This is a genomic window from Pseudomonas sp. G5(2012), from assembly GCF_000408945.1.
In the GTDB taxonomy this organism is placed as follows: domain Bacteria; phylum Pseudomonadota; class Gammaproteobacteria; order Pseudomonadales; family Pseudomonadaceae; genus Aquipseudomonas; species Aquipseudomonas umsongensis.
Map to the genome: position 1 here is coordinate 59,703 of NZ_APIO01000012.1, position 21,332 is coordinate 81,034.

19 protein-coding genes are annotated in these 21,332 nt (G+C 60.8%); 11 read left to right on the plus strand and 8 right to left on the minus strand.

The features are described from left to right. Nucleotides 1-2: 2 nt before the first annotated feature. From PG5_RS05345 to PG5_RS05365, 5 genes are all read right to left on the minus strand, one after another. Nucleotides 3-1,223: an electron transfer flavoprotein subunit alpha/FixB family protein gene (locus tag PG5_RS05345; RefSeq protein ID WP_020796070.1), complete on the minus strand. Its 1,221-nt coding sequence runs from the start codon at nt 1,221-1,223 to the stop codon at nt 3-5. Beyond that, nucleotides 1,223-3,169, minus strand: coding sequence for a dimethylglycine demethylation protein DgcB (dgcB, locus tag PG5_RS05350; protein ID WP_020796071.1), 1,947 nt, complete (start codon nt 3,167-3,169; stop codon nt 1,223-1,225). Before dgcB ends, PG5_RS05345 begins: the two co-directional genes overlap by 1 nt. Nucleotides 3,170-3,324: 155 nt before the next feature. Next, on the minus strand, nt 3,325-5,385 hold the full coding sequence (gene dgcA / locus PG5_RS05355) for a dimethylglycine demethylation protein DgcA (RefSeq protein ID WP_020796072.1): 2,061 nt from the start codon (nt 5,383-5,385) through the stop codon (nt 3,325-3,327). A 15-nt stretch (nt 5,386-5,400) separates the two neighbouring features. Next, nucleotides 5,401-5,931 (minus strand): DUF5943 domain-containing protein, encoded by a 531-nt coding sequence (locus tag PG5_RS05360; protein WP_020796073.1) that lies wholly within the window; start codon nt 5,929-5,931, stop codon nt 5,401-5,403. Between the two features lie 78 nt (nt 5,932-6,009). After that, on the minus strand, nt 6,010-6,987 hold the full coding sequence (locus PG5_RS05365) for a dipeptidase (protein WP_008019494.1): 978 nt from the start codon (nt 6,985-6,987) through the stop codon (nt 6,010-6,012). Nucleotides 6,988-7,222: 235 nt separating this feature from the next. Between PG5_RS05365 and PG5_RS05370 the strand changes: the two genes are divergently transcribed. Beyond that, entirely contained in the window at nt 7,223-7,624 is a 402-nt protein-coding gene (locus PG5_RS05370; RefSeq protein WP_020796075.1) for a lysozyme inhibitor LprI family protein, read from the plus strand. 59 nt (nt 7,625-7,683) lie between these two features. Beyond that, nucleotides 7,684-8,100, plus strand: coding sequence for a DUF3010 family protein (locus PG5_RS05375; RefSeq protein ID WP_020796076.1), 417 nt, complete (start codon nt 7,684-7,686; stop codon nt 8,098-8,100). A gap of 113 nt (nt 8,101-8,213) precedes the next feature. Here the strand turns inward: PG5_RS05375 and PG5_RS05380 are convergent, their stop codons facing one another. After that, entirely contained in the window at nt 8,214-9,158 is a 945-nt protein-coding gene (locus tag PG5_RS05380) for a GlxA family transcriptional regulator (protein ID WP_020796077.1), read from the minus strand. 194 nt (nt 9,159-9,352) lie between these two features. Between PG5_RS05380 and PG5_RS05385 the strand changes: the two genes are divergently transcribed. From PG5_RS05385 to PG5_RS05410, 6 genes are all read left to right on the plus strand, one after another. Further along, nucleotides 9,353-10,297: a choline ABC transporter substrate-binding protein gene (locus PG5_RS05385; RefSeq protein ID WP_020796078.1), complete on the plus strand. Its 945-nt coding sequence runs from the start codon at nt 9,353-9,355 to the stop codon at nt 10,295-10,297. Nucleotides 10,298-10,371: 74 nt separating this feature from the next. Beyond that, entirely contained in the window at nt 10,372-11,259 is an 888-nt protein-coding gene (locus tag PG5_RS05390) for a 3-keto-5-aminohexanoate cleavage protein (protein WP_020796079.1), read from the plus strand. 91 nt (nt 11,260-11,350) lie between these two features. Beyond that, entirely contained in the window at nt 11,351-12,316 is a 966-nt protein-coding gene (locus tag PG5_RS05395) for an L-carnitine dehydrogenase (RefSeq protein WP_020796081.1), read from the plus strand. 137 nt (nt 12,317-12,453) lie between these two features. Beyond that, nucleotides 12,454-12,930: a thioesterase family protein gene (locus PG5_RS05400; RefSeq protein WP_020796082.1), complete on the plus strand. Its 477-nt coding sequence runs from the start codon at nt 12,454-12,456 to the stop codon at nt 12,928-12,930. A 12-nt stretch (nt 12,931-12,942) separates the two neighbouring features. Further along, nucleotides 12,943-14,106, plus strand: a complete 1,164-nt coding sequence (locus tag PG5_RS05405) for a gamma-butyrobetaine dioxygenase (protein ID WP_020796083.1) — start codon at nt 12,943-12,945, stop codon at nt 14,104-14,106. 372 nt (nt 14,107-14,478) lie between these two features. Continuing rightward, nucleotides 14,479-14,745 (plus strand): hypothetical protein, encoded by a 267-nt coding sequence (locus tag PG5_RS05410; protein WP_020796085.1) that lies wholly within the window; start codon nt 14,479-14,481, stop codon nt 14,743-14,745. 102 nt (nt 14,746-14,847) lie between these two features. Here PG5_RS05410 and PG5_RS05415 read toward each other — a convergent pair whose 3' ends face one another. Then, nucleotides 14,848-15,951: a GlxA family transcriptional regulator gene (locus PG5_RS05415; protein WP_007975492.1), complete on the minus strand. Its 1,104-nt coding sequence runs from the start codon at nt 15,949-15,951 to the stop codon at nt 14,848-14,850. Between the two features lie 513 nt (nt 15,952-16,464). Continuing rightward, complete coding sequence (locus PG5_RS05420) at nt 16,465-17,841, minus strand: L-serine ammonia-lyase (RefSeq protein WP_020796087.1); 1,377 nt, start codon at nt 17,839-17,841, stop codon at nt 16,465-16,467. Nucleotides 17,842-18,279: 438 nt separating this feature from the next. On the opposite strand from PG5_RS05420, the gene PG5_RS05425 reads away from it, so the two are divergent. From PG5_RS05425 to choV, 3 genes are all read left to right on the plus strand, one after another. Then, nucleotides 18,280-19,227: a choline ABC transporter substrate-binding protein gene (locus PG5_RS05425; RefSeq protein ID WP_020796088.1), complete on the plus strand. Its 948-nt coding sequence runs from the start codon at nt 18,280-18,282 to the stop codon at nt 19,225-19,227. 77 nt (nt 19,228-19,304) lie between these two features. Beyond that, the gene (gene choW / locus PG5_RS05430) at nt 19,305-20,150 is read left to right on the plus strand and encodes a choline ABC transporter permease subunit (protein ID WP_020796089.1); all 846 of its coding nucleotides are present in this window, start codon (nt 19,305-19,307) and stop codon (nt 20,148-20,150) included. Beyond that, nucleotides 20,147-21,325: a choline ABC transporter ATP-binding protein gene (choV, locus tag PG5_RS05435; RefSeq protein ID WP_020796090.1), complete on the plus strand. Its 1,179-nt coding sequence runs from the start codon at nt 20,147-20,149 to the stop codon at nt 21,323-21,325. Before choW ends, choV begins: the two co-directional genes overlap by 4 nt. Nucleotides 21,326-21,332 lie beyond the last annotated feature (7 nt).

Here is a 21,332-nt window from a genome sequence, read left to right on the forward strand (position 1 = left end):
CCTTAAGCCGCATCGCGCTTGGCGTCGTTGCGGTAGGCTTCTACCGCCGCGATCAAGGCCCGAAGAATCTCCGCACTTTCGCCGATTACCGACAGGTCGGCCCGTTTGATCATGTCGCAACCCGGGTCGAGGTTGATCGCCACCACCTTGTCGCAGGCACCGATGCCCTGCAGGTGCTGGATTGCCCCGGAAATCCCCACCGCCACATAGACCCTCGCGGTGACCCAGGTGCCGGACGCGCCGACCTGACGGTCGCGCGCCATGAAACCATCGTCCACCGCCACCCGCGACGCGCCTTCGGTGGCGCCAAGGGCTGCGGCGGTCTGGTGGAACAAGTCCCAATCCTTGACCCCGTTGCCGCCGGAGAAGATGAATTCGGCTTCGGCCATGGGAATCGCCGCCGGGTCCACCGCCACCGCCCCCAGATCCTCGATGCGCGAGAGACTGCGGGCGACGGCTGTGGATAACTCCACCGGCAAAACTTCGTGACGGGTTTCGCTGACCGGCTCGGCGCATTCGACGGCGGCCAGCATCAACCGTGCAACCGGACGCGCCAGATCTTGCAAACCGGCACCGGCGCGACCAATGCACTCCTGATCCTTGACCTGCCAAACCCGCGTGGCCGGGCGTTCGCCCAAGGCAGCGGCAAAGCGCCGACCCAATTCGCCACCGCCGCTGCGACTGTCCGGCAGCAGCCAGTGACGTGGGTTGAACTGGTTATCCACAGCCCGCAGGCCCTGGACACGTTGTTCCGGTGCATAACCACTGAACTCTTCGCCTTCCAGCACCAGCAGGCGATCGACGCCGGCTGTGGAAAACGCGTTTTCCTTGTGTTCGCCAAAGACCACCGCCAACACCGCGCCGTCGCTGCCGGCCAGTTGATGGGCCAGTCCCAGCAGATCTCGGTCGTGACTGCTCAAGCGGCCGCCGACCATGTCCGGCACCACGCAGATGAAGAATGCCGGCGCAGGGACTTGATGCAGCGGTAATTGCACTTCAACGGCGGCCGAACGTTTCGTCGTCCCGCCCTGCTGAGCGCCGCTACGGTCGATTCGCTTGATGCCGTTAGGGCCGATGAAACCGATGCCGTGCGGGTTCTTGCGAATGACGCCGTTAGGCCCCATCCAACTGTGCTGCGCCGGTTGCATGGCGGCGTGCAGAGGGTGCAAACGGTTACGGGCGATCCATTCGGCACGGGGGTCGCGGCGGATAATGTCGCTCATCAGTGCACCTCCGCGGGTTCACGTTTGGCCGGCGTAGCCGACTTTGGGGCCTGATCCTCCAGGAGCGCGTCGGCCACCAGTTCGGCAATGTCCTTGATCAACGGTCGTGGTTCGACCACACCTTCAAGCATCGCGGTGCACTGCGGGCAGCCCACGGCCACCAGTTCGGCGCCCGTCTCGCGGATGTCTTCCATGCGCATGTCGGGGATACGCTGCTTGCCCGGAATGTCGGTGATCGGCGCACCGCCGCCACCGCCGCAGCAGCGCGAGCGGAAACCGGAGCGTTGCATTTCCTTGACCTCGATGCCGAGCGCGCGCAGAACCTGGCGCGGCGCTTCGTACTCGCCGTTGTAGCGGCCGAGGTAGCACGGATCGTGATAGGTCACGCTGTCGCCCTTGTGCTGGCCAAGGTTCAGCGCGCCGGCGTCGATGATTTCCGCCATGTAGGTGCTGTGGTGCTGCACCAGGTAGTTTCCATCGAAAGCGCCGTATTCGTTTTTCAGCACGTGGAAGCTGTGCGGATCGCAGGTGACGATGCGGTTGAAGCTGTACTTGGCCAAGGTCTGGATGTTGCGCTTGGCCAGCAACTGGAAGGTTGCCTCGTCGCCCAGGCGGCGAGCCACGTCACCGCTGTCGCGCTCTTCGAGGCCAAGCACGGCGAAGTCGATTTTTGCCGCTTTCAGCACTTTGACGAACGCACGCAAGGTGCGCTGGTTGCGCATGTCGAAGGCGCCATCGCCCACCCAGAACAGCACGTCGGTGGATTTCTTTTCGCTGAGCAGATTGAGGTTCAAGTCCGCCGCCCAGTTCATCCGCCCGCCTGGCGCAAAACCGCCCGGGTTATCGGTGGCGATCAGGTTTTCCAGGACTTCGGCACCCTTGTTCGGGGTAGCGCCTTTTTCCAGGGTCAGATGGCGACGCATGTCGACGATGGCATCGACGTGCTCGATCATCATCGGGCATTCCTCGACACAGGCGCGGCAGGTGGTGCACGACCACAGGGTTTCGGCGTCCACCAGACCGTTGACGATCGGTTGATGCGGATTACCGGCGTGTTCACCGATTGGCTTGCCCGGATACGGACTGCCGGCAAATTTGGCATCGGTGCCGCCAGCCAGGCCGACGACCATGTCCTGGATCAATTTTTTCGGGTTCAACGGCTGGCCGGCGGCGAAGGCCGGGCACGCGGCTTCGCATTTACCGCACTGCACGCAGGCGTCGAAGCCGAGCAACTGGTTCCAGGTGAAATCCTTGGGTTTTTCCACGCCCAGTGGCGCGCTTGGGTCGTTCAGATCCAAGGGTTTCAGACCGGTGGAACGACCGCCGCCAAAGCGCTCGGCACGACGGTGCCAGGCCAGGTGCAGGGCACCGGCGAAGGCATGCTTCATCGGCCCGCCCCAGGTCATGCCGAAGAACAGCTCGGACACGCCCCACAGCACGCCAATCCCGAGGATCACCGCCAACAGCCAGCCGCCGAAGTTTTCCGGCAGGATACCGGCCACCGGCAGGGTCACGAGGAAGAACGACACCGAAAATGCCATCAGGCTTTTCGGCAGGCGCATCCACGGACCTTTCGACAGGCGCGCAGGTGGATTGCGCCGACGCAGGTAAACAAAGACCGCACCGACGAACATCACCGCCGACATCAACAACAATGCATAACCGAGGAAGCGGTTATGCAATCCGAAACCATGCACCAGAATTGCCAGCACGATGGACGCCACTGCGCCGCCGGCCGTCGCGACGTGGGTGTTGGCAATGTATTTGTCCCGCGCCACTACATGGTGCAGATCGACCATGTAGCGCTTGGGCATGGCGAACAGGCCGCCGATCAGATCGACCTTCGAGGCCCGGCCTCGGCGCCACATGGCTACCCGCCGCAACGCGCCCAGAACCGCGAGGCCCAGGGCAGCGAACAACAGGATTGGAAGAAGGGTGTTCAACATGGTGGAGCTCCCGCCAGTACAACTTGGAGAATCTCGGTCGGCGACGTCTGTGGGAGCGAGCCTGCTCGCGAAAGCGGTGGGTCAGTCGACATCGATGTCGGCAGACAGATAGCATTCGCGAGCAGGCTCGCTCCCACAGGGTTTACTGCAACCCGTTAGAAGTCCTTGCACAGCCGCAGCGCGTCATAGATCGCCGCATGCACGTTACGCTGGGCCACACAGTCGCCGATGCGGAACAGCAGGTAGCCGTCGCCGCTCTGTTCCAGGCATGGCTGCGGCTTGATCGCGAACAAGGCTTCGACGTCGATCTGGCCTTTGTTGCGCGAGCCTTCCTTCATCGCGTAGTAGATCTCCTCGTCCGGACGCACGCCGTTCTCGATGACCACCTGGTCCACCACCCGCTCCTCTTTGGCGCCGGTGTATTCGTTTTCCAGCACCGCTATCAGCTTGTCGCCTTCGCGGTAGACCTTCTCCAGCATCATGTCGCCAGTCATGATCACTTCTTTCGGATACATGCTGCGGTAGTAGGTCGGGAACGACGTACCGCCAATGGCCACGCCTGGCTTGATGTCGTCGGTGACGATCTCGACCTGGCTGCCCTTGTCGGCGAGGAAGTCGGCAGTCGACATGCCGGTGAATTCGCAAATGGTGTCGTAGACCAGCACGTTCTTGGCGGGTGCAACCTTGCCGTCGAGAATGTCCCAGCTGCTGACCACCAGGCCTTCAGCCGCGCCCCAGTGCTCGTTCTGCTCGATGAACGGATGACCGCCGACGGCCAGCACCACCACATCCGGACGCAGGTCCATGATGGTCGGCGCATCCGCCGCGGTGCCCAGGCGCAGGTCGACTTTCAACCGTGCCAGCTCCAGCTGATACCAGCGGGTGATACCGGCGATCTGGTCACGCTGCGGCGCTTTCGACGCCGTGGTGATCTGGCCACCGATAAAGTCCTTTTTCTCGAACAGGGTTACGTCGTGGCCGCGCTCGGCAGCCACACGAGCGGCTTCCATCCCGGCAGGACCGGCACCGACCACCACCACTTTGCGTTTAACGCCGGTGGTTTTTTCGATGATGTGCGGCAGACCCATGTATTCACGGGAAGTCGCGGCGTTCTGGATGCACAGCACGTCCAGGCCCTGGTACTGGCGGTCGATGCAGTAGTTGGCACCGACACACTGCTTGATCTGGTCGATCTGGCCCATCTTGATCTTGGCGATCAGGTGCGGGTCGGCAATGTGCGCGCGGGTCATGCCGACCATGTCGACGTAACCGCCTTCCAGGATACGGGTGGCCTGGTTCGGGTCCTTGATGTTCTGCGCATGCAGCACCGGAACCTTGACCACTTCCTTGATACCGGCGGCCAAATGCAGGAACGGCTCCGGTGGATAACTCATGTTCGGAATCACGTTGGCCAGGGTGTTGTGGGTGTCGCAACCCGAGCCCACGACGCCGATGAAATCGAGCATGCCGGTGTCGTCGTAATACTTGGCGATCTGCTTCATGTCTTCATGGGACAGGCCATCCGGGTGGAACTCGTCACCGCAGATACGCATGCCCACGCAGAAATCGTCACCGACCTCCGCGCGCACCGCTTTCAACACTTCCAGGCCGAATTTCATGCGGCCTTCGAAGGTGCCACCCCATTCGTCGGTACGCTTGTTGACCCGCGGGCTCCAGAACTGGTCGATCATGTGCTGGTGCACCGCCGACAATTCCACGCCGTCCAGGCCACCGGCCTTGGCGCGACGCGCAGCTTGCGCGTAGTTGCCGATCACCCGCCAGATTTCTTCCGGCTCGATGGTCTTGCAGGTGGCGCGGTGCACCGGCTCGCGTACGCCGGACGGCGACATCAGCGTCGGCCAGTTGAAGCCGTCCCAACGCGAGCGACGGCCCATGTGGGTAATCTGGATCATGATCTTGGCGCCGTGCTTGTGCATGGCGTCCGCAAGATTCTGGAAGTGCGGGATGATGCGGTCGGTGGACAGGTTCACCGAGCTCCACCACTCCTGCGGGCTGTCGATGGCGACGACGGACGAACCGCCACAGATCGCCAGGCCGATCCCGCCCTTGGCCTTCTCTTCGTAATACTTGACGTACCGGTCGGTGGTCATGCCGCCGTCGGTCGCATAGACCTCGGCGTGTGCAGTGCTGAGCACGCGGTTACGGATGGTCAGTTTGCCGATCTGGATCGGCTGGAACATTGCTTCGAAAGCCATGGCGGGTTCCTCGACTTACAACGGCTTGACGGTGAACAAGCCGTCTTCGTGGCCCTCTTCGGAGCCACCGTAGACTTGTTCGGCCACGGTGCGGATCTTGCTGCCACGAGCGGCGAGGATCTGGTCCATCGCGCCGGCAAACCAACCGGTGAACATGTAGTCGACCTTGCGCCCGACCTTGCCGTACACGTAGACGAATGCCGAGTGTTCAAGCTTGACGCTGCAGGTGCCTTTGTCGAGGTCGATGTCCTGGATCTTGAACAGGCCCCAGCCGCGCTGCGACAGGCGCTTCATGTAGTGCTCGAACACCGCAACGCCTTCCAGGCCATGGCATTCGGCTTCTTTTTCACACCAGTGCCAGGCGGACTTGTAGCCGGCCTTGTAGAGAATCTCGGCGTAAGCTTCGGCGCCCAGCACTTCCTCGATGCCCATGTGGTTGTTGACGAAGAAATGACGGGGCACATACAGCATCGGCAGGGCGTCGGACGTCCAGACACCGGTTTCGCTGTCGACTTCGATAGGCAATTGCGGGGCGATCTTGGCCATGGAAACTTAACTCCAGAAAAATTTTGTTGTTGCCTGCGGCGCGGACGGCCGCAGGAAAGGATTCAGAAGAGCGGTGGCTTATTCGCCCCAGACATCTTTCAAGACGTTCACCCAGTTCTCGCCCATGATCTTGCGCACTACGCGCTCGGAATGGCCGCGCTTTAGCAGGGTTTCGGTGAGGTTCGGGAACTCGCCGACGGTGCGGATGCCCAGCGGGTTGATGATCTTGCCGAAGCTGGTCAGGCGGCGGGCATAGCCCTTGTCGTGGGTCAGGTACTCGAAGAAGTCCTGGCCGTGACCCTGGGTGAAGTCGGTGCCGATACCGATCGAATCTTCACCGACGATGTTCAGGGTGTATTCGATGGCTTCGGCGTAGTCGTCGATGGTCGAATCGATGCCCTTGGCCAGGAATGGCGCGAACATGGTCACACCGACGAAACCGCCGTGGTCGGCAATGAACTTCAGTTCTTCATCGGACTTGTTGCGCGGGTGCTCCTTGAGGCCAGACGGCAGGCAGTGGGAGTAGCACACCGGCTTTTTCGATTCGAGGATGACTTCTTCGGACGTCTTGGAACCGACGTGGGACAGGTCGCACATGACGCCTACGCGGTTCATCTCGGCAACGATTTCACGACCGAAGCCCGACAGGCCGCCGTCACGCTCGTAGCAACCGGTACCGACCAGGTTCTGGGTGTTGTAGCACATCTGCACAATACCGACGCCCAGCTGCTTGAACACTTCGACATAGCCGATCTGGTCTTCAAACGCATGGGCATTCTGGAAACCGAAGAGGATGCCGGTCTTGCCCTGCTCCTTGGCCTTGCGGATGTCGGCGGTGGTGCGCACCGGAATCACCAGGTCGCTGTTCTCGCGGATCAGCTTCTGGCTGGCGGCGATGTTGTTGACGGTGGCCTGGAAGCCCTCCCATACCGACACGGTGCAGTTGGCTGCGGTCAAACCGCCCTTGCGCATGTCTTCGAACAGTTCACGGTTCCACTTGGCAATAATCAGCCCGTCGATAACGATGCTGTCGGCGTGCAATTCGGCTGGGCTCATCAGGCTGTCCCCTTGTTAGCGATTCATGCGCCGAATCGTCTGTCGGCGCTTTGGGGCCAGCATATGCCTCGGTGCATTGGTAGCCGGGTGCAAAAACGACAGGGGAATTGCCGAAAGCGTCAATCCGCGACAAAGGGTCGTCGCAAGGCACAATTGCCGACCTGTTCAAGGCAATCCGCTTGGGCCAGAATTCGCCACATCTCTTGATGCTTCACTGGATGGGAGCGGCAACCACATGAAATTCATCGTCCTGGCCTTGGCACTGATTGCGACCGGCGTACACGCCGCCGAGGAATCTGAAGACACCCCCTGCGACAAAGTCGAAAACGACGTACAGACCCTGGAATGCTCCGCCTTCAGCAAAACCACCGCCGAAGACTTGCTGAGCGAAAACTACAAAAGCCTGAACGAACGCATGCAGTCGCTCTACGGCAAGAACCCGTCGCAATTGGCCGACATCACCGCCAAGATCAAGGCCGCCCAGCAACAATGGCTGAAAACCCGCGACGCCGACTGCGCCATCGAAACCTTCCCGGCCACCGCCGGCAGCAAGGCATTCACTATTGCGCAGAATGATTGCGTGGCGCGGATGAGTGACGAGCGGTCGGAGTTTTTGGAGACGATTGGGCAGGAGTAACGCCTGCTATTCAACTGGAGCTGTAAGCTTCACGCCTTCAGCCAGAAAAGGGATTCACCATGAAAGTCTGCGGCATCGAAATCAAAGGCAGCGAAGCGATCATCGCCGTGGCAGCTCTCGACGGTTCCACGCTGAGCCATGTCGCGCTTGCGACCAAGAAAATCGCCCTGGAGGATGACGACGAAGCCGCCAATGTCAAAGTGTTTGCCGCTCAGGTCGCATCCTTTGTTCGCGAGAACTCGATAGATCGAATCGTGATCAAGAAGCGCAGCAAGAAAGGTGAGTTTGCCGGTGGGCCGACCACGTTCAAGATCGAGGGCGTTTTCCAGTTGCTGGAGAATTGCGAGGTGACGCTGCTGTCGCCGCAGACGATCAATGCACAGGCCAAGAAGCATGGTTTTGAGCCGCCGGAGACGCTGAACAAGTATCAGCATGAGGCGTACAAGGCAGCCTGCTCGGCACTTCTGAAGAAATAAGTTGCCCATTGTGGGAGCGAGCCTGCTCGCGAAGGCGGCGGTTCAGTCAACATCCATGTTGAATGTGCCGGACTCTTCGCGAGCAGGCTCGCTCCCACAGGTTTTCGGGGTGGTTATGCTTTGGCGGTACGCCGATCCTCCCGCGGGCACCGCTCGAACTTCGCCCGATAACTGCGGGTGAAATACGACGGCGATTCAAACCCGCAGGCAATACTCACCTCCAACACACTCATATCGGTCTGGCGCAGCAGTTGCCGGGCTTTCTCCAGCCTCAGGCGCAGGTAGAAATTGCTCGGTGTGTCGTTCAGGTGCAGGCGAAACAAGCGCTCCAGCTGACGCCGGGTGACCTTGATCGATTCCGCCAATTCCAACGTACTCAGCGGCGGCTCGCTGTGCTGCTCCATCTCGCCAATCACGTGAACAAGCTTCTTGTTGCTGATGCCATAACGCGTCGCGACTTCCATGCGCTGGTGGTCTTTACGCGGACGGATGCGCCCGAGCACGAATTGCTCGCTGACCTGGATTGCCAGTTCCGGGCCATGGGACTGGGCGATCAGATCCAGCATTAAATCGATCGACGCGGTCCCGCCAGCGCTGGTGATGCGTCGACGGTCGATCTCGAATAACTCTTGGGTGACGCTGAGCTGCGGATAGGACTCCTTGAAGGCGTCGATGGCCTCCCAGTGCAGGGTCAGGCGATGGCCGTCGAGCAAACCTGCCTCAGCGAGAATGAAGCTGCCGGTGTCAATGGCGCCGAGCGTCACGCCTTCGTTGTCGAGGCGACGCAGCCAGTGCTCCAGCGCCGGGGTGGCGAATTTCAGCGGTTCGAAGCCGGCGACCACCCATAACGTCGCGCCTTTTTTCAACGGCTCCAGCGCCGCGTCGGCGTTGACCGACATGCCGTTACTGGCCAGCACCGCCCCACCATCGGCGCTCAATACATGCCAGCGATAGAGCTCGCCGCGAAAGCGATTGGCAACCCGCAATGGCTCGATTGCCGAGATAAATCCAATCGCCGAGAAACCCGGCATCAACAAGAAATAGAAATCCTGGGACATGGAGCGCACTCGTTCGACGGGTAGCGTGAAGACGTTGATACGCCACTTGCAGAAGGCATTCAAGAGCACAGGTCGCTGCAGTGCAAGAGTCGGTCGCCGCAGTGCGCTTTCATGACAGATTAGCTGCGTAACGTGACATCACCGGCGCACAGACGACCGGACCCACAATAATGAAACTGCCGAGGAACCTGAGAATGAAACGACTGATCAGCAGCTGTGTTCTTGCACTCAGTGGTACCGCTTTGCTGAGCGCCAGTGTCATGGCAGCCGAACCGGCGTCGTGCCAGAACGTGCGCATGGGCGTGGTGAACTGGACCGACGTGATCGCCACCAGTGCGATGACCCAGGTATTGCTCGACGGCCTCGGCTACAGCACCAAACAAACCAGCGCCTCCCAGCAAATCATCTTCGCCGGGATTCGCGATCAGCGCCTGGACCTGTTCCTGGGTTACTGGAACCCGCTGATGACCCAGACCATCACCCCGTTCGTCGACGCCAATCAGGTCAAGGTGCTTGAAGCGCCCAACTTGAAAGACGCACGTGCCACCCTCGCCGTTCCGACCTATCTCGCCGACAAGGGCCTGAAGACCTTCGCCGACATCGCCAAGTTCGAAAAAGAGCTGGGCGGCAAGATCTACGGCATCGAGCCAGGCTCAGGCGCCAACACCCAGATCAAGGCGATGATTGCCAAGAATCAGTTCGGCCTCGGCAAATTCCAACTGGTCGAATCCAGCGAGGCGGGCATGCTCGCGGCGGTGGATCGCGCCGTGCGCCGCAAGGAAGCCGTGGTGTTCTTCGGCTGGGCACCGCACCCCATGAACGTCAACGTACAGATGACCTATCTCACCGGCAGTGAAGACGCCCTCGGCCCTAACGAAGGCATGGCCACGGTTTGGACCGTGACCTCGCCGACCTACGCCGAGCAGTGCCCGAACATCGGTCGCCTGCTGAGCAACCTGACGTTCACCGCCGAAGATGAAAGCCGGATGATGCAGCCGCTGCTGGATCACAAGGACGCCTTCGAGTCCGCCAAACAGTGGCTGAAGGATCACCCGCAAGACAAGCAGCGCTGGCTGGAAGGCGTGACCACCTTCGACGGCAAGCCTGCGGCTGAAAACCTCAAGCTGACCAGCAAGTAACCCTCAATTGAACCACCGATTCGCGGCCCGAACGGGCTGCGAACGGGACCACCACGCCTGAAGGAAACCGCCAAATGAACCACGACGTCATCATCACCTGCGCACTCACCGGTGCTGGCGACACGACCGCCAAGAGCCCACATGTGCCGGTCACCCCGAAACAGATTGCAGCCGCAGCCGTGGAGGCCGCCAAGGCCGGCGCTACCGTGGTTCACTGCCACGTTCGCGATCCCGAAACCGGCAAGTTCAGCCGTGACGTGGCGCTGTACCGCGAAGTGATGGAGCGTATTCGCGAGGCCGACGTGGACATCATCGTCAACCTCACTGCCGGCATGGGCGGCGACCTGGAAATCGGCGCAGGCGAGAACCCGATGGAGTTCGGCCCGAACACTGACCTGGTCGGCCCGTTGACTCGTCTGGCCCATGTCGAGGAACTGCTGCCGGAAATCTGCACCCTCGATTGCGGCACCCTGAACTTCGGCGATGGCGACACCATTTACGTCTCTACTCCGGCACAGCTGCGTGCGGGCGCCAAACGCATCCAGGAACTGGGCGTTAAGGCCGAGCTGGAGATCTTCGACACCGGTCACCTGTGGTTCGCCAAGCAGATGATCAAGGAAGGCCTGCTCGACAACCCGCTGTTCCAACTGTGCCTGGGCATCCCGTGGGGCGCGCCGGCTGACACCACGACCATGAAAGCCATGGTCGACAACCTGCCGGCCGACGCCGTGTGGGCCGGTTTCGGCATCGGCCGCATGCAAATGCCGATGGCCGCGCAAGCCGTGCTGCTGGGTGGCAACGTGCGAGTTGGGCTGGAAGACAACTTGTGGCTGGACAAGGGCGTACTGGCGACCAATGGCCAACTGGTCGAACGCGCCAGCGAAATCCTCAGCCGCCTCGGTGCCCGTGTGCTCACGCCTGCTGAGGGCCGCAAGAAAATGGGCCTGAAACAGCGCGGTTAATCCTCCCCCCCCCTTTTCCCCTTGTGGGTGTGGGCTTTTGTGGCAAGGGTCTGCCCCACAAGGGAATCATCGAATTCTTCAGGAAATTGCCATGACCTTCATTACCGAAATCAAAACCTTCGCCGCACTGGGCAGCGGTGTCATCGGCAGCGGCTGGGTGTCCCGCGCCCTCGCCCACGGCCTCGACGTGGTGGCCTGGGACCCGGCCCCCGGTGCCGAAGCCGCCCTGCGCAAACGCGTCGCCAATGCCTGGGGCGCCCTTGAGAAACAAGGCCTGGCGCCCGGAGCCTCGCAGGATCGCCTGCGCTTTGTCGCAACCATCGAAGAATGCGTGCGCGACGCCGATTTCATCCAGGAAAGCGCTCCTGAGCGCCTGGAACTGAAACTGGAGTTGCACAGCAAGATCAGCGCCGCGGCCAAGCCCAATGCATTGATCGGCTCCAGCACCTCCGGCCTGTTGCCAAGCGAGTTCTACGAGAGTTCGACCCACCCGGAGCGCTGTGTGGTCGGCCACCCGTTCAACCCGGTTTACCTGTTGCCATTGGTGGAAGTGGTCGGTGGCAAGAATACCGCCCCCGAAGCCGTGCAGGCGGCAATGAAAGTCTACGAATCGCTTGGCATGCGCCCGCTGCACGTGCGCAAGGAAGTGCCGGGATTCATCGCCGACCGCTTGCTCGAAGCGCTGTGGCGCGAGGCGCTGCACCTGGTTAACGACGGTGTGGCGACGACCGGCGAAATCGACGACGCGATTCGTTTTGGCGCCGGTCTGCGCTGGTCGTTCATGGGCACATTCCTGACCTATACCCTGGCCGGTGGCGACGCCGGGATGCGCCACTTCATGGCACAGTTCGGCCCCGCCCTGCAGTTGCCGTGGACCTACCTGCCGGCACCGGAACTGACGGAAAAACTGATCGACGATGTGGTGGATGGCACCAGCGATCAGTTGGGCACACACAGCATTTCGGCGCTGGAGCGCTATCGTGATGATTGCCTGCTGGCGGTGCTGGAAGCCGTGAAGACCACCAAAGAGAAGCATGGGATGAGTTTCAGCGAGTAACCCGTACCACTGATCGTTCCCACGCTCTGCGTGGGAATGCAGCCCGGGACGCTCGGCGTCCCAAAAGATCGTGACGCAGAGCGTCACAGGAGGCGTTACCACGCAGAGCGTGGGAACGATCATCTCTGGAGAGCAAGATGCCCGCACTAACCACCTATCAAACCCGCATCATCCCCGATTGGGTCGACTACAACGGCCACCTGCGCGACGCGTTCTACCTGCTGATCTTCAGCTACGCCACCGACGCCCTGATGGACCGCCTCGGCATGGACAGCAGCAACCGCGAAGCCAGCGGCAACTCGCTGTTCACCCTGGAACTGCACCTCAACTACCTGCACGAAGTGAAGCTCGACGCCGAGGTCGAGGTGCACACACAAATCATCGGCCACGACAATAAACGCCTGCACCTCTACCACAGCCTGCACTTGGTGGGCGACGCCAAGGAGCTGGCGGGCAACGAGCAAATGCTGTTGCACGTCGACCTCGCCGGACCACGCTCCACGCCATTCAGCGAGCAGACCCTGGGCCGGCTGCAAGCCATGGTCGCCGAACAGAGCGACCTGCCCGCCCCCGCCTGCATCGGCCGAGTGATCGCATTGCCGCCAAAAAAATAACAAGGAGATCCCATGAACACTGCCGCCGCTTTTGCCGACTTCCGTACTTATCCGCTGATCAGCGCGCTGACAGGCGTGCAGGCCATGGCCGATCGTATCCTGGTGACGTGGGCCGACAACCGCGTCAGTCCCTTCCACCACCCATGGCTGCGGGACAATTGCCCGTGTCCGCAATGCGTCTACACGGTGACGCGCGAACAGGTGCTGGAAATCGTCGATGTGCCGGAGAACCTTAAGCCTGTCCAAACCAGTGTCGACCCTGATGGTTGCCTGAGCGTGCAGTGGCAGGATGGCCACCTCAGCCGCTTCGACCCTGGCTGGCTGCGGGCCCACGCCTATGACGACGAGTCCCGCGCCGAGCGCCTGGCAAGCAAGCCCAAGGCCAGGCTTTGGCACAGTGATTTGCAGTTGCCGGTGTTCGAGTATCAAGCACTGATGAACGACAACCAGGCGCTATTGCAATGGCTGCTGGCCGTGCGTGACACCGGCCTGACCCAGGTCCGTGGCGTACCCACCGAGCCTGGCTCGCTGAAGCTGGTCGCCCAGCGCATTTCCTTCATCCGCGAGAGCAATTTCGGCGTGCTGTTCAATGTGCAATCGAAGGCCGACGCCGACAGCAACGCCTACACCGCTTTCAACTTGCCGCTGCACAGCGACCTGCCGACGCGCGAGTTGCAACCGGGGCTGCAGTTCCTGCATTGCCTGGTCAACGATGCCGAGGGTGGCGAGAGTATTTTCGTCGACGGTTTTGCCATCGCCGAGGCGTTACGCCAGGAGGACCCCGAGTCGTTCCGAAGCCTGTGCGAAATCCCCGTGGAATTTCGCAATAAAGACCGCCTCAGTGACTATCGTTGCCTGGCGCCGATCATCGCGCTGGATACCTTGGGGCGGGTCTCGGAAATCCGCATGGCGAACTTTCTGCGAGGGCCGTTCGATGCATCGGTGGAGCAGATGCCCAGGCTCTATCACGCCTATCGCCGTTTCATCGCGATGACTCGCGAGCCTCGATTCAGGCTGATGCAAAGGCTCAACCCCGGCGAACTCTGGTGCTTCGACAATCGCCGTACCCTGCACGCGCGCAACGCCTTCGACCCTGCCACGGGTGCCCGCCATTTCCAGGGGTGTTATGTGGATCGGGATGAGTTGTTGTCGCGCATCCTCGTGCTACAGCGTTAAACCGCGTCATCGTTCTTCGCGAGCAAGCCCGCTCCCACAGGGGATTTGCGCATGACGCAGATCAAATGTGGGAACGAGCCTGCTCGCGAAGGCGACTGTACAGACCACACAGAAACCACAGGCAAAAAAAAGCCCCGATCAAGCCGTGACAGGATCGAGGCAGAGGGTACTGTTGAGGAGCTGCCGCGGGAAGGTGACCAAACCCTCGTGAAGCAAGCTGGGTCCAGTGTGCCGACTCTCAGCGCAGGTAAATAGCCCGAAAACGACCTGTTCATAGTCAATGCTGCCATAACGACAAATCGCCCTTGCCGCCACTGCGTGCCACTACCAGAATCGACCCACGACATCATTCCCAGAAGAAGGATTTGCGTCATGATGCACGCCGATTTGATAGACCAGGAAGACCTGTTGGGCCAGCTCAAGTCATTGGGTTTTCAAGTGCCGAGCGGCGCGACGGCCGAACAGGCTTGCGAATGCGCGGTAAGGGGCCTGGACGATGCTCGGGCCTATGAACTTCGCAAGATGGTCAAGGAGATGTACACCAGCAGCGCGACGATCCTGCCGGCTGTGCGCCAGGCCATCGACAAGCAATTGCTGCCAGCGTTGGCGCAATACCAACAGAGCCACACCACCCGCTAAAACGCCTTCGCGAGCAGGCTCGCTCCCACATTCGACCGCATCCCAATGTTGGAACTCGGTCAATGTGGGAGCGAGCCTGCTCGCGAATGAAGCGACTCGCTATTAGAGCCTTACGCTGGCGAACGTCGACTCATTACGCGCCTGACTCAGCGCCGACAACGGCCCGGACAACGGTGAAAGCACCAATGCCTGTGGCAGCGGCATCATCGCCACTTGCTGCGTGGTGTTGGAACCTACGCGCTCGTCGCGTGGCGGAATGCCGAAGTACTCGCGGTAGCACTTGGAGAAGTGCGGCGTGGACACGAAGCCACAAACCGATGCCACTTCGATGATCGACATTGGCGTTTGCTTGAGCAGTTGCCGAGCGCGGATCAAGCGCAGCTTCAGGTAGTACCGCGAAGGCGAGCAATGCAGGTACTTCTGGAACAGCCGCTCCAGCTGACGACGGGACACGGCGACGTACACCGCCAGTTCGTCGAGGTCGATCGGCTCTTCGAGGTTGGCTTCCATCAGCGCGACGATTTCCTGCAGTTTCGGCTGGTTGGTGCCGAGCATGTGCTTGAGCGGGACGCGCTGGTGATCCTGTTCGTTGCGGATGCGCTCGTAGACGAACATCTCCGAGATCGCAGCCGACAGTTCACGACCGTGATCGCGGCTGATCAGGTGCAGCATCATGTCCAGCGGCGCGGTGCCGCCGGAGCTGGTGAAACGGTTACGGTCGAGGGTGAACAGGCGAGTACTCATGGCCACCCGCGGAAACGCTTCCTGCATCGCCGCCAGGCATTCCCAGTGCACGCTGCAATCGAAACCGTCGAGCAGGCCGGCGCACGCCAGGGCCCAGCTGCCGGTGCACACCGCACCCAGGCGACGGGACTGCCGCGCCTGGCTCTGCAGCCAAGACACGTGTTCGCGGGTAACCGTGCGTTGAATTCCGATACCGCCGCAGACAATCACGGTGTCCATTGGCGGGGCTTTGTGCATGGAGGCATCGGGGGTGATTTGCAGACCGTCACTGGCCCAGACTTGCCCGCCATCGACGGTGAGAGTGGTCCAACGATACAGCTCGCGACCGGACAGCTGGTTGGCCATGCGCAGTGGTTCGACTGCGGATGCCAGGGAAATCAGCGTGAAATTGTCCAGCAACAGAAAGCCGATGGATTGTGGCGCACGGTTCTGGGGTTGGGCCCCGGAGTTGAACGTCGTCATCGCAGTATCTCCTCACACAAAGCGGGTGATGGCCTCAGGCGGAGGCTCTTGTTATTGCCATCGTTCTCGCATGGGAGACGGGCTTTGTAATGACAGAGCAAATGCCATGCCTAAATTTGAATACGCGTTCAATAACTCCTAAAAACGACGTCGGAATGTGTCTATATATGACGCGCAGGGAGTAAGGGTTATAAGTGCCATCAATGGCTGCAAGCGCTCTGCCCCGTTGCGTTTGAGCAAAACGGTAGCACTTGTGGGAACAGGGCTACAGGGAGCTCTGTAAGAGTGTCACCGCAGGCACGGGGTGACGGGTGGTCCGGGATGGGGAGGACCTGATTTTGAGGTCAGGTACTTATCTGTTAGCGACGCGCCAAAAGGAGGCGCATCAGGTATTACGTGTTCACTTAACGCGCAGTTTTGACTGGTCTGCCGCCTTCGCGAGCAGGCTCGCTCCCACAGTGGATTGCATTTCAATGTGGGAGCGAGCCTGCTCGCGAATGGGCCGACTGGATTTCAGCACTCAACCGCGCTGACAGCCAACCCACCCCGCGACGTCTCTTTATACTTGTCATGCATATCGGCCCCGGTATCGCGCATCGTGCGGATCACCCGGTCCAGGGAGATAAAGTGCTGGCCATCGCCGCGCAATGCCATCTGCGCCGCATTGATCGCCTTCACCGCGGCAATCGCGTTGCGCTCGATGCACGGCACCTGCACCAGGCCGCCCACCGGGTCACACGTGAGCCCCAGGTTGTGCTCCAGGCCGATTTCCGCCGCGTTGCACAGTTGTTCCGGTGTGGCGCCCAAAATTTCTGCCAAGCCCGCGGCCGCCATGGCGCAGGCCGAGCCGACTTCGCCCTGGCAACCGACTTCGGCACCGGAGATCGAGGCGTTCTTCTTGCACAGGATCCCGACCGACGCCGCGCCGAGCATGTAGTCGACGACATTGGCGTCGGTCACGTCCTCGCTGAACTTCATGAAGTAGTGCAGCACCGCCGGGATGATCCCGGCCGCGCCATTGGTTGGTGCCGTGACCATGCGCCCGCCGGCGGCGTTCTCTTCGTTGACCGCCAGGGCGAACAGGTTGACCCACTCCATGGCGCTCAGTGTCGAGCCGATCACGTTAGGCTTGTTCAGCTCCTGCAAGCTGCGATGCAATTTCGCCGCGCGACGGCGCACGTTCAGCCCGCCGGGCAGGATGCCCTCGTGCTTGAGGCCTTGTTCGACGCAATCCTGCATGGCGCGCCACAGGTGCATCAGGCCACTGCGGATTTCCTCTTCGCTGCGCCACACCTTCTCGTTGGCCATCATCAATTCGGCCACGCGCAGGTTGTGCTTTTTACACAACTCCAGCAGCTCGGCAGCGCTGGAAAAATCGTACGGCAGTTCGGTGTGATCCATGTCGACCACCCCGCTGCTGGCTTGTGCCTCATCGACGACAAAACCGCCACCCACCGAATAGTAGGTGTCGCGATGCAACTCGCCGTCATCGCCCTCGACAATCAGGGTCATGGCATTGGGATGGAATGGCAGGTTTTCGTCGATCAGGCGCATATCCCGAGCCCAGATGAACGGCACCGGCTGGCGGCCATCGAGTAGCAATGTGTCGGTTTCGCGCAGAGTGGCGATGCGGATGCCGATTTGCGACGGATCGATCGCGTCCGGCCACTCCCCCATCAAGCCCATGATCACAGCGTTGTCGCTGCCGTGGCCGATGCCGGTGGCCGACAGCGAACCAAAAAGCTGCACTTCGACACGCCGAACCTGCTCAAGCTGCCCGCGTTCGCGCAAGCCCTGCACGAACAGCGCCGCGGCCCGCATAGGCCCCACGGTGTGTGAACTGGAAGGGCCGATGCCGATTTTGAACAGGTCGAAAACACTGATAGCCATTACTGCCGGACTCCTGGATGTGCCAACTCCAGGCGCAGAAGCGCCCGGTGACGGAGCTGCTACGCTCAAGCTGCAATCCGTCGTGATGGCCGCATCATCAGGCTTTTATCCTGTCGTTCGACGTCTCACACCGACGCACTCATGTCCACGAACGCCGCGTGTCTTTCACGTCGTGTTTTCGCCGTTTTTTTGCGGCTCAGACGGACAAAAGAGGCTGAAAAAATCTGTAAACGACGTCACCGACACTGGATGCGACCATCCCTGTACTGGTTACGACGCACCCTGTAGGCGTCAGATTTTCACTGGTACATGATCGTAACGACTCGATTGCAAGGCGCCGTGGTAGAGATGTCTCCAGAACGCCATCCAACCGCAACCTATAAGTGCGGTGGTTCCAGTCGGAAACTACTGCCAAAAAAAACACCAAGGAGTCCATCCATGAAAGGTTCCCCGTCGTTGTTGTTGGCCGCCCTGCTTAGTCTGCCGGTTATGGCGCAAGCCGCCGAACCGGCTCAATGCAGCACCGTAAACTTCTCCGATGTCGGCTGGACCGACATCACCGCAACGACCGCCACCACCAGCGTCGTGCTCAACGCCCTCGGCTACAAGACCAAGACCACCATGATTTCCGTGCCCGTGACCTACAAGTCCCTGGCCGACGGGAAGAACATGGACGTGTTCCTCGGTAACTGGATGCCGACCATGGAAAACGACATCAAGGCCTACCGCGACGCCGGCACCGTGGAAACCGTGCGCACCAACCTCAAGGGCGCCAAATACACCCTCGCCGTGCCACAAGCCCTGTACGACAAAGGGCTGCATGATTTTGCCGACATCGCCAAGTTCAAGAAGGAACTGGACGGCAAGATCTACGGCATCGAGCCCGGCAACGACGGCAACCGCCTGATCCAGAGCATGATCGACAAGAACGCCTTCGGCCTCAAGGACGCAGGCTTCAAGGTCGTCGAATCCAGCGAAGCGGGGATGCTCTCCCAGGTCGACCGCGCCCAGAAACGCGACACCGCCGTGGTCTTCCTCGGCTGGGCGCCGCACCCGATGAACAAGCGCTTCAAGATTCAATACCTGACCGGCGGCGACGATTTCTTTGGCCCGGATTTCGGTGCTGCCACCGTGGCGACCAACACCCGCAAGGGTTACGCCGAGGAGTGCAGCAACGTGGGCCAACTGCTGAAAAACCTGGAGTTCACTGTCGACATGGAGAGCGAACTGATGGGCAACATCCTGGACGACAAGATGAAGCCTGACGCGGCCGCCAAGGCCTGGCTGAAAAAGAATCCACAGGTGCTCGATACCTGGCTCGCTGGCGTGACCACCATTGACGGTAAACCAGGCCTGGAGGCCGTGAAAGCCAAACTCGCGCCTTGAATCGGGGAGCATCGCTTATGCCGGGCGGCTCACGCCGTCCGGGCTGTTAATTTCCTTGCATGCGGACGTTCACTACCATGCTGATTGATCAGAAAATCCCTTTAGGCCAGCACATCGCGAGCTTTGTCGAATGGTTGACGCAACACGGCGCCAACACCTTCGACGCCATTGCCGTGACGCTGGAAACGATGATCCACGGCGTGACTTTCGCGCTGACCTGGTTCAACCCGCTGGCACTGATCGGCCTCATCGCCCTCCTGGCCCACTTCATCCAGCGCAAATGGGGGCTGACCGCTTTCGTCATCGCCTCCTTTCTGCTGATCCTCAACCTGGGGTACTGGCAGGAAACCATGGAGACCCTGGCCCAGGTGCTGTTTGCCACCCTGGTCTGCGTGGTCATCGGCGTGCCACTGGGCATCGTCGCGGCGCACAAGCCAATGTTCTACACTTTTATGCGTCCGGTACTCGATCTGATGCAGACCGTACCGACCTTCGTTTACCTCATTCCTACCCTGACCCTCTTCGGGCTGGGTGTGGTGCCAGGCCTGATCTCCACGGTGGTATTCGCCATCGCCGCGCCGATCCGCCTGACCTACCTGGGCATCCGCGATGTCCCGCAAGAACTGATGGACGCCGGCAAGGCCTTTGGCTGCTCGCGTCGCCAGCTACTAACACGGATAGAACTGCCCCACGCCATGCCGAGCATCGCGGCCGGCATCACCCAGTGCATCATGCTGTCGCTGTCGATGGTGGTGATTGCGGCACTGGTGGGCGCCGACGGACTGGGTAAACCGGTGGTCAACGCACTGAACACTGCTGATATCGCCCTGGGCTTCGAAGCGGGCCTGGCGATCGTACTGCTGGCGATCATGCTCGACCGTATCTGCAAACAACCCGACGCGAAAGTAGGGGGTGACGCATGAGCATAATTCGCTTCGAAGACGTCGACGTGATCTTCACCAAGGATCCACGCGAAGCACTGAAACTTCTCGATCAAGGCTTGACCCGCAGCGAGATCCTGAAAAAGACCGGGCAAATCGTTGGCGTCGAAAAGGCCAGCCTGGATATCGAAAAAGGTGAAATCTGCGTGCTGATGGGCCTGTCCGGCTCCGGCAAGTCCAGCCTGCTGCGTTGCATCAACGGTCTCAACACCGTCAGCCGTGGCAAGCTGTTCGTCGAGCACGAAGGCAAGCAGATCAACATCGCGTCCTGCTCCGCCGCCGAGCTGAAAATGATGCGCACCAAGCGCATTGCGATGGTGTTCCAGAAGTTCGCCCTGATGCCTTGGCTGACGGTGCGCGAGAACATCAGCTTCGGCCTGGAAATGCAGGGCCGTCCGGAGAAGGAACGCCGGAAACTGGTCGATGAAAAACTTGAGCTGGTGGGCCTGACCCAATGGCGCAACAAGAAACCCGATGAGCTGTCCGGTGGCATGCAGCAACGTGTGGGCCTGGCCCGTGCGCTGGCGATGGACGCCGACATCCTGCTGATGGACGAACCGTTCTCGGCACTCGACCCGCTGATCCGCCAGGGCCTGCAGGACGAACTGCTGGAGCTGCAACGCAAGCTGAGCAAGACCATCGTGTTCGTGAGCCACGACCTCGATGAAGCCCTGAAGCTCGGCAGCCGTATCGCGATCATGAAAGACGGCCGGATCATCCAGTACAGCAAGCCCGAAGAAATCGTCCTCAACCCTGCGGACGACTACGTGCGGACCTTCGTCGCCCACACCAACCCGCTGAACGTACTGTGCGGGCGCAGCCTGATGCGCACCCTGGACAACTGCAAGCGCATCAACGGCTCGGTGTGCCTCGATCCGGGCGGCGATTCGTGGCTTGACCTCGCCGAAGGCAACACCATCAAGGGCGCACGCCAGAACGGTGCGAGCCTGGACCTGCAGAACTGGATTCCAGGTCAGGCGGTCGAAGGCCTGGGCCGCCGGCCGACGCTGGTGGATTCCAACATCGGCATGCGCGACGCACTGCAGATTCGTTATCAGACCGGCAACAAACTGGTGTTGCACGACAACAACAAAGTGGTCGGGATTCTCGGCGACAGCGAGCTGTACCACGCGCTGCTCGGCAAGAACCTGGGCTAAGGCAGCA